This window comes from Sorangium sp. So ce327 (assembly GCF_051530205.1).
Classification (GTDB): Bacteria; Myxococcota_A; Polyangia; order Polyangiales; family Polyangiaceae; genus Sorangium; species Sorangium cellulosum_B.
In genome coordinates, this window is record NZ_CP150330.1 from 10,597,334 (window position 1) to 10,610,456 (window position 13,123).

The 13,123-nt window shown below is 73.1% G+C and carries 10 protein-coding genes; 6 read left to right on the top strand and 4 right to left on the bottom strand.

Annotated features, from left to right (window positions below; all coding sequences use genetic code 11):
- Positions 1–13 precede the first annotated feature (13 nt).
- A complete protein-coding gene (locus WME95_RS39625) occupies positions 14–1,066 on the bottom strand; it encodes a hypothetical protein (protein WP_437904488.1) in 1,053 nt (350 codons plus the stop codon).
- Between the two features lie 100 nt (positions 1,067–1,166).
- Positions 1,167–2,165, bottom strand: a complete 999-nt coding sequence (locus WME95_RS39630) for an NAD(P)H-dependent glycerol-3-phosphate dehydrogenase (RefSeq protein WP_437904489.1) — start codon at positions 2,163–2,165, stop codon at positions 1,167–1,169.
- Positions 2,166–2,269: 104 nt separating this feature from the next.
- On the opposite strand from WME95_RS39630, the gene WME95_RS39635 reads away from it, so the two are divergent.
- The 3 genes from WME95_RS39635 (at position 2,270) to WME95_RS39645 (ending at position 6,504) form a co-directional block, all read left to right on the top strand.
- Positions 2,270–3,343 (top strand): hypothetical protein, encoded by a 1,074-nt coding sequence (locus WME95_RS39635; protein WP_437904490.1) that lies wholly within the window; start codon positions 2,270–2,272, stop codon positions 3,341–3,343.
- Between the two features lie 230 nt (positions 3,344–3,573).
- The gene (gene lepB, locus WME95_RS39640) at positions 3,574–5,034 is read left to right on the top strand and encodes a signal peptidase I (protein WP_437545151.1); all 1,461 of its coding nucleotides are present in this window, start codon (positions 3,574–3,576) and stop codon (positions 5,032–5,034) included.
- Positions 5,035–5,334: 300 nt separating this feature from the next.
- Positions 5,335–6,504 (top strand): zinc-binding dehydrogenase, encoded by a 1,170-nt coding sequence (locus WME95_RS39645; protein ID WP_437545153.1) that lies wholly within the window; start codon positions 5,335–5,337, stop codon positions 6,502–6,504.
- Between the two features lie 5 nt (positions 6,505–6,509).
- Here WME95_RS39645 and kbl read toward each other — a convergent pair whose 3' ends face one another.
- Positions 6,510–7,700 (bottom strand): glycine C-acetyltransferase, encoded by a 1,191-nt coding sequence (gene kbl, locus WME95_RS39650; RefSeq protein WP_437545155.1) that lies wholly within the window; start codon positions 7,698–7,700, stop codon positions 6,510–6,512.
- 289 nt (positions 7,701–7,989) lie between these two features.
- On the opposite strand from kbl, the gene WME95_RS39655 reads away from it, so the two are divergent.
- Together WME95_RS39655 and WME95_RS39660 are read left to right on the top strand one after the other, a co-directional pair.
- The gene (locus WME95_RS39655; protein ID WP_437904491.1) at positions 7,990–9,054 is read left to right on the top strand and encodes a hypothetical protein; all 1,065 of its coding nucleotides are present in this window, start codon (positions 7,990–7,992) and stop codon (positions 9,052–9,054) included.
- Positions 9,055–9,086: 32 nt separating this feature from the next.
- On the top strand, positions 9,087–10,499 hold the full coding sequence (locus WME95_RS39660; RefSeq protein WP_437545159.1) for a DUF4331 domain-containing protein: 1,413 nt from the start codon (positions 9,087–9,089) through the stop codon (positions 10,497–10,499).
- Positions 10,500–10,533: 34 nt separating this feature from the next.
- On the opposite strand, the gene WME95_RS39665 is transcribed toward WME95_RS39660, so the two are convergent.
- Positions 10,534–11,559, bottom strand: coding sequence for a hypothetical protein (locus WME95_RS39665; RefSeq protein WP_437904492.1), 1,026 nt, complete (start codon positions 11,557–11,559; stop codon positions 10,534–10,536).
- 179 nt (positions 11,560–11,738) lie between these two features.
- Here WME95_RS39665 and WME95_RS39670 point away from each other — a divergent pair, with 179 nt between their 5' ends.
- Positions 11,739–13,100: a tetratricopeptide repeat protein gene (locus WME95_RS39670; RefSeq protein WP_437904493.1), complete on the top strand. Its 1,362-nt coding sequence runs from the start codon at positions 11,739–11,741 to the stop codon at positions 13,098–13,100.
- Positions 13,101–13,123 lie beyond the last annotated feature (23 nt).

Genomic DNA, 13,123 nt, shown 5'->3' on the forward strand with positions numbered 1-13,123 from the left:
GGCACACCGCGGCTTACCAGAGCTCTCCGACGACGACGGCGCCGAGCCCGCCTCGATAGGGCGTGAGGCTGCCGCCGAGCACGCGCGCGAACGGGGGACGGCCACGATCTTCCTGGTCGTCCAGGGCGACGGAGGCGCTCGAGTCCGGCCTCCCGAGGAACAAAGCGCCGGCGACGAGGCCGAGGGTGCCCGCCGCGCCCTGGGCGATGAGGCCGCGGCGGGGGTCGTGATCGCTCCCGATGTACGCGAGGTAGATGGGCAACGACACCACCGTGCCGATGCCGAGCCCGCCCCACATCCACGCGAGCTGGTTCCACGACGGCGTCCACGCGACGGACAGGCCGACGGCGCCCGCGGTCGCGACGTTGAACCCGATGAGGCCCCCGAGCGAGATGCTGTCGTTCGACTCGCTCCAGTCGCCGTTGCTGGCGGCGGCCCCGAACGCGCTGCCGATGAGCGAGCCCCAGACGGCGCCCGAGGCGAGGAACATGTTGGTCTGCGGCTTGGGCCGGAGGAGATAGTAGAAACCCCACCCCGCCGCGCCGCCGACGGTGGAGCCGATCACCTCGGCGGTCGCGAGCCCGAGGAAGCCCCACTCCTTGCCCTTCCGGGCGCTGACGTACTGGTAGGACGCGATGCCGAGCCCCTCGCCCGCGCCGATCACCATGCCCGTGGCGATCGCGGACGGCATGCCGCGCGGCATCGGCGGCGAGTCGAGGAAGTAGACGCCGACCGGCGCCGCGACGCCGAGGAGCGCGGGCGCGATGAACTGCGCGCCGGGATCGTCGATGCCGGCGAGCGCGTCGATCCAGATGCCGGTCCCCACGCCGTAGGCCACGGAGGTGGCGTAGAGGTAGCCGACCTCAAGCGGCGTCGATTTGGGCTCGCTCTTCTTCTGCGGGGCGTACCCGTAGCCGCCGTACTGGCCTCCGTACCCGCCGCCGTACTGGCCTCCGTACTGACCGCCGTACGCGCCGCCCTGCTGACCACCGTAGGGCGGCGCGCCGTACTGGGCGGCGGCCGTCGAGCTGACGCTCGACAGGAGGAGCGCGGAGAGGAGACTCATGAGAGGTCGCGTGTGCATCGCGCCGCCACTTTACACGCTCGCGAGAGGCGAGGCGCGCGGCGGCGCGAGAAAGTGCCTTCCCGCGAGCCGACCCCGCGTCTCACTCTCTCGTGAGGGCGCGGGTCATGAGGTCCACGACGGCCTGCTGCGGCGGCTTTCCCTCGTACAGCATCCGGTACACCTCGACCGTAATCGGCGCGCTCACGCCCAGCTTGTCCGCGAGGTCGTGCGCGCTCTTTGCGGTCTTCACGCCCTCGGCGACATGGCCGAGGCCGGCGAGGATCTCGTCGAGCTTCCGTCCCCTGCCCATCTCGATCCCGACGGTGCGGTTGCGCGACAGCTCGCCCGTGCACGTGAGCACCAGGTCGCCCATCCCGGAGAGGCCGGCGAGGGTGAGCGGGTTCGCCCCCTTCGCCGCCGCCACGCGGCCTATCTCCGCGAGGCCGCGCGTGATGAGGCCGGCGCGCGCGTTGTGGCCGAAGCCGAGGCCGTCGCAGATGCCAGCGGCGATGGCGATGACGTTCTTGAGGGCGCCGCCGACCTCGACGCCCACGACGTCATCGGACGAGTAGACCCGGAACCTGTCGGTCGCGAACATGCGCTGCACCGCGTGCGTCTCGCGCTCGCTCCTGCCAGCGACCACGACCGTGGTCGGCTGGCCGGCCGCGACCTCGCGCGCGAAGCTCGGGCCCGACAGGTACGAGAGCCGCGGCTCGGCCTCGCGCCCGAGCTCGTCGACCAGCACCTCGCTCATCAGCATCAGCGAGTCGTTCTCGATGCCCTTCGTCGCGCTGCACACGAGCGCGCCGCGGGGGATGTGGCGCCCTGCCTCCCGGACGACCTCGCGCAGCGCGTGCGACGGGACGACCACGACGGCGAGCTCCGCGCCGCGGAGCGCGTCCTCGAGATCGCCCGTCGCCCGCAGGCTCGCAGGCAGCTCCACGCCCGGCAGGTACCGGTCGTTCTGGCGCTCGCGGCCGATGCGCTCGGCGAGCTCGCCGTGGTGCGCCCAGAGGGCGGTGGGGTTGCCCTTGTCCGCCAGCAACTTCGCCAGCGCCGTCCCCCACGCGCCGGCCCCGATGACTGCGACGTTCGCCATGGCAGTGACCCTATCACCACCGGCGCGCGGGGGCCGACGGCGGCGCGCCGCTCGACCCGCCGGCGCGCCGCTCGACCCGCCGGTGTTTCGACTATGCTGCGCCCATGCTCTTCCGCACCGCCGCGCTGCGCGCGCTCGGCCTCGCGCTCTGCCTCTCGCTGCTCGGAACGGTGTGCGGCGCGTGCGGCCAAGGCGCGCTCGGCGTGATGCCCGGCGTCGTGAACGATCCGGGAAACCTCTCCCTCCGCAGGGCCATCCTCGCCTTCGCGACGAGCCAGCTCTGCACCGAGATGCGGAAGCGGAGCGTGCCGCTGCGCCTCCGCGACGAGGATCCGGTGACGGGCCGGTTCTACCCGGGCTCGTGCGTCGCCCAGGAGCTCGCGAACGGGCACCTGCTCCTCCAGTTCGGGGGGAGCGGCGTCGTCTGGACGAACCTGACGAAGCGCATGAGCTTCGATGCGAGCGCGGCCGTCGAGTACGACCACGACTTCCTGATGGATGGCGACACGATGTACGTGTACTTCCGCCAGCGCTCGACGACGGCGGCGAGCTTCACGACCAAGCTCATCGAGCAGCCCGCGGCGATCTCGCTCGGCGGCGTGTCGCTCGCCCAGGGCAGCGCGTACGCGAACGCGCTCGGCGCCCAGCTCCTGAAGACCGAGATCGCCCGGGGCTTCACCGTCATCCGCGACGACGACGGCGCCGTGCAGTTCGGGCTCGGCATCATCGAGAAGGGGCAGCGGCCCAACGCTCCGTACCAGCGCCGCGACAACGGCAAGCTGCTCCTGGCAAACGAGCGCACCGAGGTGCACCAGGAGCAGCGCGATTACATCGGCCCGCTGGAGATCGCGGGCAGCGACGAGGCCCTGACGCTCACGGTCGCCGTCGAGGGCGCGCCCGGCGTGGACGTCATCCTCGTGCCTCAAGGCGCCGGGGAGCCGTGGCTCCAGGCGTACCTGACGCAGCCCGCGCCGGCGCCCCTGACCGCGGCGGCCCTGCTCGACGAGCCTGTGTACTCCGGCGCCCCCTGGCGGCGAACGGTGCCGCTGCCCAAGGGGCAATACTACCTGGTCATCGACAACACGAGCGCCGCGGGGCGGACGCAGCCAACGACGTACGCCCGCGACGACCGCGCGGCCCTCGTGAGCTACGCCGTCGAGGTCGGAGACGCGCCCTGACGAGGGCGAACGAGGGCGAACGAGGGGCGAACGAGGGCAACGAGGGCGAACGAGGACACGCGGGCGACGACGCCGACGGACCGCGCGTCGCCCGCCACGCCTGCGCACTTGCCGCGGCGAGGGGCGGCGTATACATAAGCTCTCTCTTGCCGCCGCGCCCCGATGATCAACCCCAGAGCGTCCCGTCGGTCGCGGCCAGTCGGCCCGCAAGCTCGGAGTTCAGACCCTCGATGAGGGGCAGCGCGAGCTCGGAGCCCCGTGCCAGCGCGGCCAAGGCGACAGGCGGCGCAGACCCGCGCTCGACGGGCAGCTCTCCTCCGCCAGGGGGCAGGGACGGCCGGGCGCCGCTGCGCTTCCTGTTCCACCTCGTGTGGATCTGCATCGTTCCCTTCGCGCTCGCGGTCCTGAACGTCTGGTTGCTCACCCCGCCGGCCCAGGGAGGGAGCTCCCAGCCGCTCCGGGTCTTCGTCGGCGAGCAGCAGATCCCGGCGGGCATCGTGCTCTTCACGATCTTCGCGATGATCCTCTGGCGGTTCCGCCACGAGCTGCCGTTCGCGTCGGCGATCGGCGTCGGCGGCCGCCGGGACATCCCGCCAAAGGCGCGCGCTCGCTTCGAGGACGCCGCGGCCCTCCTCGAGGAAGCCCACCGGATCCTGCGCGGCCGCAAGCGTGACGTCGAGCGCGAGCTGACGAGCGGCGAGCGCGAGCAGGTGACGCAGGCGATCGCGGCGCTCGAGCGCGCGATGAGCGCCGAGACGTTCGACGCCGACGAGTTCGACGCCGCCCACAGCCGCGCCGATCGCGCGGTCGGCGAGCACCTCGGCCGCTGGCGCAAGGGCGAGATGCGCGAGTACGCGGAGTCGATCGGCATCGCCGTGGCCGTCGCGCTCCTCCTGCGCGCCTTCGTCGTCGAGGCGTTCAAGATCCCGAGCGGCTCGATGATCCCGACCCTCATGGTCGGCGACCACATCTTCGTCAACAAGTTCACCTACGGCCCGCTCATCCCCTGGACCGACCAGCGCCTCTTCCCTCGCCTGCCGCCGTCGCGCGGCGACGTGATGGTGTTCAAGTTCCCCGAGAACAAGGAGCAGGACTTCATCAAGCGGACGATCGCCATCCCCGGCGACACGCTGGAGGCGATCAACGGCCGCCCCGTCATCAACGGCTGGCTCGTCCCTCACTGTCACGTCGGCCCCTACCACTACGAGGGCCGGCAAGCGGAGCTGTTCGTCGAGTACCTCGGAGACAAGTCGTACTTCTCGCTCTACGAAAAGAACCCCGACGGCATGATGTGCGTGGAGAGCGACGACTGCACGCCGGGCTCCACGTGCCGGGGCGGCATCTGCGGCGATCTCCAGGGCCCCTTCAAGGTGGCCGCCGACGAGGCGTGGGTGATGGGCGACAACCGCAACAACAGCCACGACTCGCGCAGCTGGCGCGGCGGGCTCGGCGCGGGCGTGCCCTTCGATCACATCAAGGGACGCGCGATGTTCGTGTGGATGAGCTTCGGCCCCGGCGGCGGCATCGCGCAGGATCGCCTCTTCGTGAACGTCATGGGGCGCCCGAAGCTCCCCGGCGCCCACGAGGCGACCCTGCACGACGGCCTCGAGAAATGCCTCCGCGAGCGGCCCCCCGTCTCCGAGACGACCCCGCCGCCCCCGCCCGCGCGCCCTCCGTCGAAGCGCCGCTGAAGCACTGAAGCCGCGCCGACAGCGCGTGGGAGCGCAGTCTCCACGACAGCGCGTAGGCGGTCTTGTCCCCTCGATCTCGACGCGGCGAGTCATGCTCCGGTCCAGGGCGACGGAGCAGGCGGTGCGCCCGGGGCGCCACGGGATCGAGCCGAAGAGACCGAGGGGAGGCGCCGGTAGACGTGAGCAGCCCGAGCGCAATTTTCTGATGGGCGCTCGGTCGTTCACGCGCCACGCTTCCCATGCCCGAGGCGCCCGTGCGCCAGCTGCGTGCGCCTCGAACCCCGAACAGGAGCCAGGTGCATGAGCGACGCGATGTGGGCGCTGACGTACAACCGCGAGAAGCAGCCGTGGGAGTCCACCGTCGGGCTGTCCAAGGATCAGGTCGAGCGCCCGGCGATCGACGAGGCCAGGGACTACCACGACCGCGCGAGCGTCCTCGTCAAGCCGATCATGACGGGCTTCTGCGGCTCGGATCGCGGCATCTGGTTCCGCAGCGCCTTCAAGGACATGATCCTCTCGTCGCTCGATCGCGATCGGAAGGCGACGCGCACGATCGGCCACGAGCTGCTCGGCCGCGTGGTCGACCTCGGGACCGACGCGCGCCGGTCCTTCGGGCTTCAGATCGGCGACATCGTGTCGACCGAGAGCCACATCGCCTGCGGCGCTTGCTACCAGTGCCGCGTCGGCGACACCCACGTGTGCGCGGACGACAAGATCATCGGGATCAGCGAGGACGGCTGCTTCGCCGAGCTCGTCAAGCTGCCGGCGAAGAACCTCTGGCGCACCGACATCGCGAAGATCCGGCCCGAGGTCGCCGCGGTGCAGGAGCCGTTCGGCAACGCCGTGCACGCATGCACCAAGGTGAACCTCCGCGGCAAGCGCGTGGCCATCTTCGGCTGCGGCACCATCGGCCTGTTCGCGATCGCGATCGCCCGCGCGATGGGGGCGATCTACGTCATCGGCGTGGAGCCGGCGGAGCGGAACGCCGAGATGGCCCGCCGCCTGGGCGCCGACGCGGTCCTGCGCCCGCACCGCGCGAGCCCCGAGCGGCCCCACGCGAGCGATCCCGAGCTGACGGAGCGGGTCCGGAAGCTCACGGACGGCGTCGGCGTCGACGTCGTGCTCGAGATGAGCGGCGTGAACAGCAGCGTCAACAACGCGATCCACGCGGCGAGGCGCGGGGGCGACGTGATCCTCTTCGGCCTGAAGAGCGGTGACGCGGTGATCGAGAACTTCGACCGCCTCATCGTGGACGGCATCAGCCTCCACAGCGTGATCGGCCGGCGCATCTTCGAGACGTGGCACATCACGCGCCACCTGCTCGAGTCGCGCGATCCGAACATCCACGACCTCATCTGGGAGGTCATCCTGAACCGGGGCGAGGGGACGGTGTTCGACTTCGAGGACTACGACGCGGCGGCCTTCCAGGAGGCGATCTCGAGCCACCCGAAGGTGATCCTCCGGTACTGAGCCGCTCAGGCGACGACGCCGAGGCGCCGGCCGACCCGCCGGAAGGCGTCGATCGCCTGATCGACGTGCTCGGGCTCGTGCGCGGCGGAGAGCTGCACCCGGATGCGGGCCTCGCCCTTCGGCACGACGGGGTACGAGAAGCCGATGACATAGATGCCCTCGGCGAGCAGCGCCCTCGCCATCTCGTTCGCGAGCTGCGCGTCGCCCAGCATGATGGGCACGATCGGGTGGACGCCTGGCTTGATGGTGAAGCCGGCCTGCGTCATCCCCTGCCGGAACCGGCGCGCGTTCTCCATCACCCGCAGGCGCAGCGAGGGCTCCGCGTCGATGAGGTCGAACACGGCGATCGAGGCGCCGGCGATCGCCGGGGCGAGCGTGTTGGAGAACAGGTACGGCCGCGATCGCTGCCGGAGCAGATCGACGATCGGCTGCCGGCCGGTCGTGAAGCCGCCGCTCGCCCCGCCCAGCGCCTTGCCCAGCGTGGAGGTGATCACGTCGACGCGGTGCATGACCCCGCAGAGCTCCGCGGTCCCGCGCCCCGTCGGCCCGATGAACCCGGTCGCGTGCGAGTCGTCGACCATCACCATCGCGCGGTACTTGTCGGCGAGATCGCAGATGGTATCGAGCTTCGCCAGGTACCCGTCCATCGAGAACACGCCGTCGGTGGCGATGAGCCGGAGCCGCTTGCCGGCCGTCGCGCGGAGGATTTCCTCGAGGGCGGCCATGTCCCCGTTCGGGTAGCGGTGCCGCTCGGCCTTGCAGAGGCGGACGCCGTCGATGATCGACGCGTGGTTCAGCGCGTCCGAGATGACGGCGTCCTCCTCGCCGAGGAGCGTCTCGAAGAGGCCGCCGTTCGCGTCGAAGCACGACGAGTAGAGGATGGCGTCCTCGGTGCCGAAGAAGCGGGCGATCCTGGACTCGAGCCGCCGGTGAAGGTCCTGCGTGCCGCAGATGAAGCGCACGCTGGAGAGGCCGAAGCCGTGCGTGTCGATTGCCTCCTTCGCCGCCGCGATGACCGCCGGGTGCGACGACAGGCCAAGGTAGTTGTTCGCGCAGAAGTTGAGGACCCCGGCGCCGCCTTCGGTCCGGATCACCGGCCCCTGCGGCGTCGCGAGGATCCGCTCTTCCTTGTAGAGACCCGCCGCACGGATGTCCTCCAACGCCCGTACGTACAGTGACCGAGCGACATCGAACATGACGTCGTTATAAAACGGGGCTGTCAGCCGGTCGACGGGGGAACGCCGTCCGGACCCCCAGGGCGGCGCTGCTCATGGGCCTGAGCGCCAGCAGGCGACCCCGGACACGAGAGGCAGGGTGCACGCCGCTTTGTCGCGCGCGGCGCGGCCGCGGCCTACTCGATCCAGGAGGCACGTGGCAGAACGGGCAGCGTCCAGCGCCGCGCGATCGCCGTGCGGCTCGCGTCGCGTGCGCCAGCGCGCGCCGCGCGGGCCGAGCGCACGAACGGCGCCCTCGGGAGGAGCAGGCATGACGGAAGCCAGGGGGGACTTCCGGCGAAGCGCCGGTGTGCTGTGCGCTGTCGCGTGGCTCGCGGCCGCCGCGAGCAACCCGGGCTGCAGCCGCGCGGAGGATCCGCCCGGACGGACCAGCGCGGGCTCCACCGGCGGAGCGCCAAGCACGACAGCGGCGAGCGGAACGGGAGGCGCGGGCGGCGCGGGGGGGGATGCTCCCTATGCGGCTTTGCCGCTCGTCCCGGCGATCGCGTTCGACGCGACGCCGGATGTCGCCGGGGCTTACGTGTACTTCACCGCTCTTGGCGCGGACGGCAGGGCCGGGGTCTTCAGGATCGGCGCGCAAGGCGGCGCGGGCGCCGCCGAGATCGCGGCTGGTCCGCCGCTCGTGGCGCCGCTCGGGATCGCGACGAGCGCGGACGGCGGTCGCATCTTCGTGGCCGACCCAGGCGCGGGCGACCCGGCGCTCGACGACGCGGGCGCCCTCTTCGCGATCGACCTGCCCGGCGGCGCCGTCGCCCCGATCGAGGGCGGCGAGGGGCTGCGCGCGCGCGGCCTCGAGGTCGCCCGCGGCGCGGACAACGAGGAGCGGATCATCTTCTCGGGGCGCGATCGCGACGATGGCGAGCCCGGCGTGTTCTCGCTGCCGGCGCGCGGCGGCGAGGCGTCGGCGCTCGCCAAGGGGAGCCCGCTCGTCGATCCGAGCGGGATCGCGGTCGCCGGCCGGGGCGATGTCTTCGTGTGCGACACCCTCGCGAGCCCCGACAAGACGGCGACCGTCTTCAGGATCGAGGACGGCTTCGTGAGCCCGTTCGCGACCGGGCTGCACGTCGGTACTCCGTGCGGCATCGCGCTGACGCGCGACGACGCGGCGCTGCTCGTGCTCACGCGCGACCCGACCCGAGGCGCCGACGAGGTCGTGTGGATCGAGGTGGCGTCCGGAGCGCGCTCGGCGACGGCCGCCGGCGCGCCTGGCCACGACGAGCCCGGGGGGCTGCACCGGGCGAGGGGCGCCGACGTCTTCGCGTTCGTCGATCACAGCGCCCAGAAGCAAGGCTCGGTGTTCCTGCTCAGGCAATGAGCCGCAGAGGAGCGATGGAAGGACCCGCACGCATGATCCACCGACCGTCCCGCGCCGTCGCCGTCTTCACGGCGTCCGTCGCGCTCAGCGCGCCCAGCCTCGCCGCAGCGTCGAGCCACCGCGAGGCGCCGGCCATCGCGAGGGATCCGGCCGCCGACAACACCGACCTGTACGCGTGGGTGGAAGGCGGCAACCTCGTGATCCTCGCGAGCTACATTCCGCTCGAGGAGCCCGCCAGCGGGCCGAACTTCCACGGCTTCTCGGACGACGTGCTCTACGAGGTGCACATCGCGCGCGGGCCGTCGAGCCTCGAGGACGCGCTGACCTATCAGTTCCGGTTCTCGACAAGGCCGTACGTGGCGGCGGATCCGGCGGGGCTCACGCCGGCGCCGAGCGGCGGCAACGAGTTCTTCTCGCAGCTCGCCGGCGGGGAGCAGACGTACACCGTGACGAAGATCGAGGGCGGCGCGTCGACCGTGCTCCTGAGGGACGCCGCGGTCGCGCCGCCGAACATCGGGAGGAGGACGAACCAGCTCGCCTACCGGATCACCGGCGGCGGCTACCCGGCCTTCGCGACGTCCTCGAAGTTCCTCAAGCAGATGGCGGGCGGCGCGGGGCGCGCCTGGGCCGGGCCGCGCGACGACGGGTTCTACGCGGATCTCGGCCGCGCGTCCGATCTGGCGGGGTTGTGCCCGCTCCTCGCGGCGCCGAACCCGTCGTGCACCGCGCGCGACAACCTCGCTGGCTTCAACGTCCACACGCTCGCGCTCGAGCTCCCGCTCGCCGCGGTCAACGGCGGCGCGGAGCCGACGCCGGGGCCGAGCGACCGGCAGACGCTCGGCGTCTGGGCCTCCGCGAGCCGCCGCAAGGTGCGGATCCTGCGCGCGAACGGCAAGGAAGATGGCCTCGGTCCCTGGGTCCAGGTGTCGCGCGTCGGCCTGCCGCTGATCAACACCTGGATCATCGGCCTGCAGGACAAGGACAAGTACAACCGCGCGCACCCGCGCGACGATCTCGCCAACTTCGGAGCCTACTTCCTGAACCCGATCCTGGTGCGGGACGCCGAGTTCGCCGGGCTCTACCAGGCAGGCCAGCCGCTCGCGGCCTTCGATCCCGAGGCGCTGAAGCAGAGCCGGAGCGACCTCATCGACGCCTTCAACCTGAAGCCCGCGAGCCTCGGAGGGCACAGCCTGGAGACCGTCGGCGACGTGCTCCGGATCGATCTGGGCATGCCGTCGGGCTTCCCGAACGGCCGCGCGCTGGTCCCCGGCGCGGATCACGAGCAGACCGACGTCACCGACGCGCTGCTCACGCTCGTCCTGACCGGCGCGCTCGGCGCGACGGCGGGCGACGGCGTGGGCGCGAACGACGCGCGGTTCCTCCCGGCCTTCCCTTACCTCGCGACGGCCTGGGAGGGCGCGACCCAGGGCCACTTCCGGCCCTGAGCCGCCCGGCGTGGCGCAGCGCGCAGCTCGCCTGTCACGGCGCAGCGCACCGCATCCCGCACACGCCGCCCGCGGCGCCCCCGCGCCCTCGTCGAACACACGCGGCGCGGCACTCGCCGTCGCGCGTGCAGGCCTCGCCCTCGGCCTTCGGCGCCGCGCAGCGCCCGTCCACGCAGCGCGCGCCGGCCGCGCAGAGCCCGCCGAGGCAGGCGGCGCCGGCGGAGGGCAGCGCCGCCTCGCTGCAGCGCGCGTCGACGCAGCGGCGGCCCCGCCCGCAGGCCGCGTGGGCCTCGCAGCGGCCGCCGAGCGGGACGTCGTCCGCGCACGCGCGCCCGGCGCAGTGGCCGCGGCACTCGGGGTGCGCCTCGGCGTAGCGCGTCTGCCGGGTGACCGCGGCCAGCGCGTCGACCGAGAGGCCGCAGGGCCCCGCGGCGCGCGGGGCGCGGCAGGTGCCCGCGTCGGTGGGGCCGGCGCCTTCGCAGCGCAGCCCGCCCGCGCACTCGAGCGACGACCGGCACCGGGCCCCCTCGTCGAGCGCGCCCAGCACGATCCCCTCGCACGCTGGCGGGACCGGGGCGGCGAGCGGAGAGACCCAGTCGCACCCATCGAGCGACCGTTCCATCGCCTCGACGCAGCGGCCCACCTCGTCGGTCGATAGCGTCACCGCCCGCGCGCGCACCGCGACGCTCAGGGCGCGCGCGCACTCGGCGGCGGCCTGGAAGCCCGCGGCGCCGCCGCAGCACGCCGCCTTGCGCCGCACGGGCAACGCGTGAAGCGCGTCGCACAGCCGGGCCGCGACCGGCTCCGGCGCGCCCTCGGCCTTCCCGTAGACGGGGGTGATCTCGTCGCCCGGCAGGTTCTCCGCGGGCCCTGTCGGCGAGGGCGCCGCTGTCGCGCCCGCCTCCGGCGAGGGCGCCGCGGCCGCGTCCGCCCCTGGCGACGGCGTCGCGGTCGCGCCCGCCTCCGGCGAGGTGCGGCGAGCACACGCGGCGCAGAGGTGCACGATCAGCGCCGCGGCGCAGAGCCGCTGCAGGCGGTCGCCATCCGTCTGGACAGGCAATGCGATCTCCTCCGCGCTGCGCGCTGCTGGTCGATCGAACGATGCGCTGGAGCGGCGAGCTTGCCGGCGCAGGCCGGCGAGGCAAGCTCTTTCGCGATCGGCTCGAGCCTGTGACGCCCCTGGGAGAGCCACGGCGCGCCCAGGGCGGAGCTCCGGCGCGAGGGGAGGTCAGCGCTCCGATGCTGCGACGAACGGGTTGCCTCTTCGCCTGCGCTGCCCTGAGCGGAAGCCTCGGTTGCACCGAGCGCCCGCGCGCAGAGGCCGTCCCGGCCGCGACGGTATCGACCGGGCGCCCCGCCGAGGCGCCGGCGCCCTCTAGCCTCGACGCGGCGCGCGCGCTCGCGCTCGCGGCCCCGGCGGGCGCGAGCGCCGTCGATCGCGAGATCGAGGCGCTATCCCGGCGTATCGCGAAGGCGCCCGACGGCGCGGATCTCTGGAGCGCGCTCGGCCACGCGTGGCTACGAAAGGCGCGCGCCTCGGGCGATCCGTCGCTCTACGGCCGGGCTCACGCGTGCGCGGAGGCCGGGCTCGCGCTGGCCGCAGGGGATCGCGCGTCGCTCAACCTGCTCGGCCTCGCGCTGATCCACGAGCGCAGGTTCACCGAGGCGCGCGACGCGGCGGAGCGGGTCCTCTCGCGGGACGAGGGCGACGCGCTCGCGCTCGGGACGCTCAGCGACGCCGCCCTCGCGCTCGGCGCCTTCCAGGTCGCGGCGCACGCCGCGCAGCGGATGGTCGACCAGCGGCCCGGCCTGCCGTCCTACGCGCGGGCCGCACACCTCCGGTGGCTCCAGGGCGACGCGGCGACGGCGAAGCGGATCATCCGCCTCGCGATCGACGCCGGCGACCCGGGCGAACCCGAGGCGCTCGCGTGGACCCTGACCCAGGCGGCCATGATGTTCTGGCACGAGGGCGACCACGAGGGCGCAGACCTGGGCTTCGAGCGGGCGCTCGCCGCGCAGGCCGGGTATCCGCCGGCGCTCGCCGGCAGGGCGCGCGTCGCGCTGGCCCGCGGCGCGTGGGGCCGCGCCGTCGAGCTCCTCGAGCGGGCCCACCAGCAGCGCCCGGACGCGGAGACCGCGTGGCTGCTCGGCGACGCCAGGATGGCTGCAGGCGACCACGCCGGCGCAGCGCGGGCCTACGCCGGAGCGGTCGACGCGGGGCAGCGGTCGGACCGGCGGACCCTCGCGCTGTACTACGCGACCAAGGGCCTGGAGCGCGACGAGGCGCTCCGCCTCGCCGACGCGGAGCGCGCCGTCCGCGCAGACATCTACACCGAGGACATTCACGCCTGGGCGCTGTACCGCGCGGGCAAGCTGGCCGAAGCGCGCGCGGCCAGCGACAGGGCGCTGGCGCTCGGCACGAGGGACGCGCGCTTGCTCTACCACGCCGGGGCGATCCGGATCGCCCTGGGGGACCTGGCGCGAGGCGAGCGGCTCGTGCGGGACGCGCTCGATCTGAACCCCAGGTTCGACATGACAGGGGCCGCCGAGGCCGAGCAGCTCCTCGCGCGTCGCAAGGCCCCCCGCGGCCCGGCGCGCTGACGGCTCTGAAGGAGCAGCGCGGG

Coding starts and splice junctions, on each gene's coding strand:
- WME95_RS39625 (WP_437904488.1), bottom strand. CDS start 1,066: ATGAGTCTCCTCTCCGCGCTCCTCCTGTCGAGCGTCAGCTCGACGGCC.
- WME95_RS39630 (WP_437904489.1), bottom strand. CDS start 2,165: ATGGCGAACGTCGCAGTCATCGGGGCCGGCGCGTGGGGGACGGCGCTG.
- WME95_RS39635 (WP_437904490.1), top strand. CDS start 2,270: ATGCTCTTCCGCACCGCCGCGCTGCGCGCGCTCGGCCTCGCGCTCTGC.
- lepB (WP_437545151.1), top strand. CDS start 3,574: ATGAGGGGCAGCGCGAGCTCGGAGCCCCGTGCCAGCGCGGCCAAGGCG.
- WME95_RS39645 (WP_437545153.1), top strand. CDS start 5,335: ATGAGCGACGCGATGTGGGCGCTGACGTACAACCGCGAGAAGCAGCCG.
- kbl (WP_437545155.1), bottom strand. CDS start 7,700: ATGTTCGATGTCGCTCGGTCACTGTACGTACGGGCGTTGGAGGACATC.
- WME95_RS39655 (WP_437904491.1), top strand. CDS start 7,990: ATGACGGAAGCCAGGGGGGACTTCCGGCGAAGCGCCGGTGTGCTGTGC.
- WME95_RS39660 (WP_437545159.1), top strand. CDS start 9,087: ATGATCCACCGACCGTCCCGCGCCGTCGCCGTCTTCACGGCGTCCGTC.
- WME95_RS39670 (WP_437904493.1), top strand. CDS start 11,739: ATGCTGCGACGAACGGGTTGCCTCTTCGCCTGCGCTGCCCTGAGCGGA.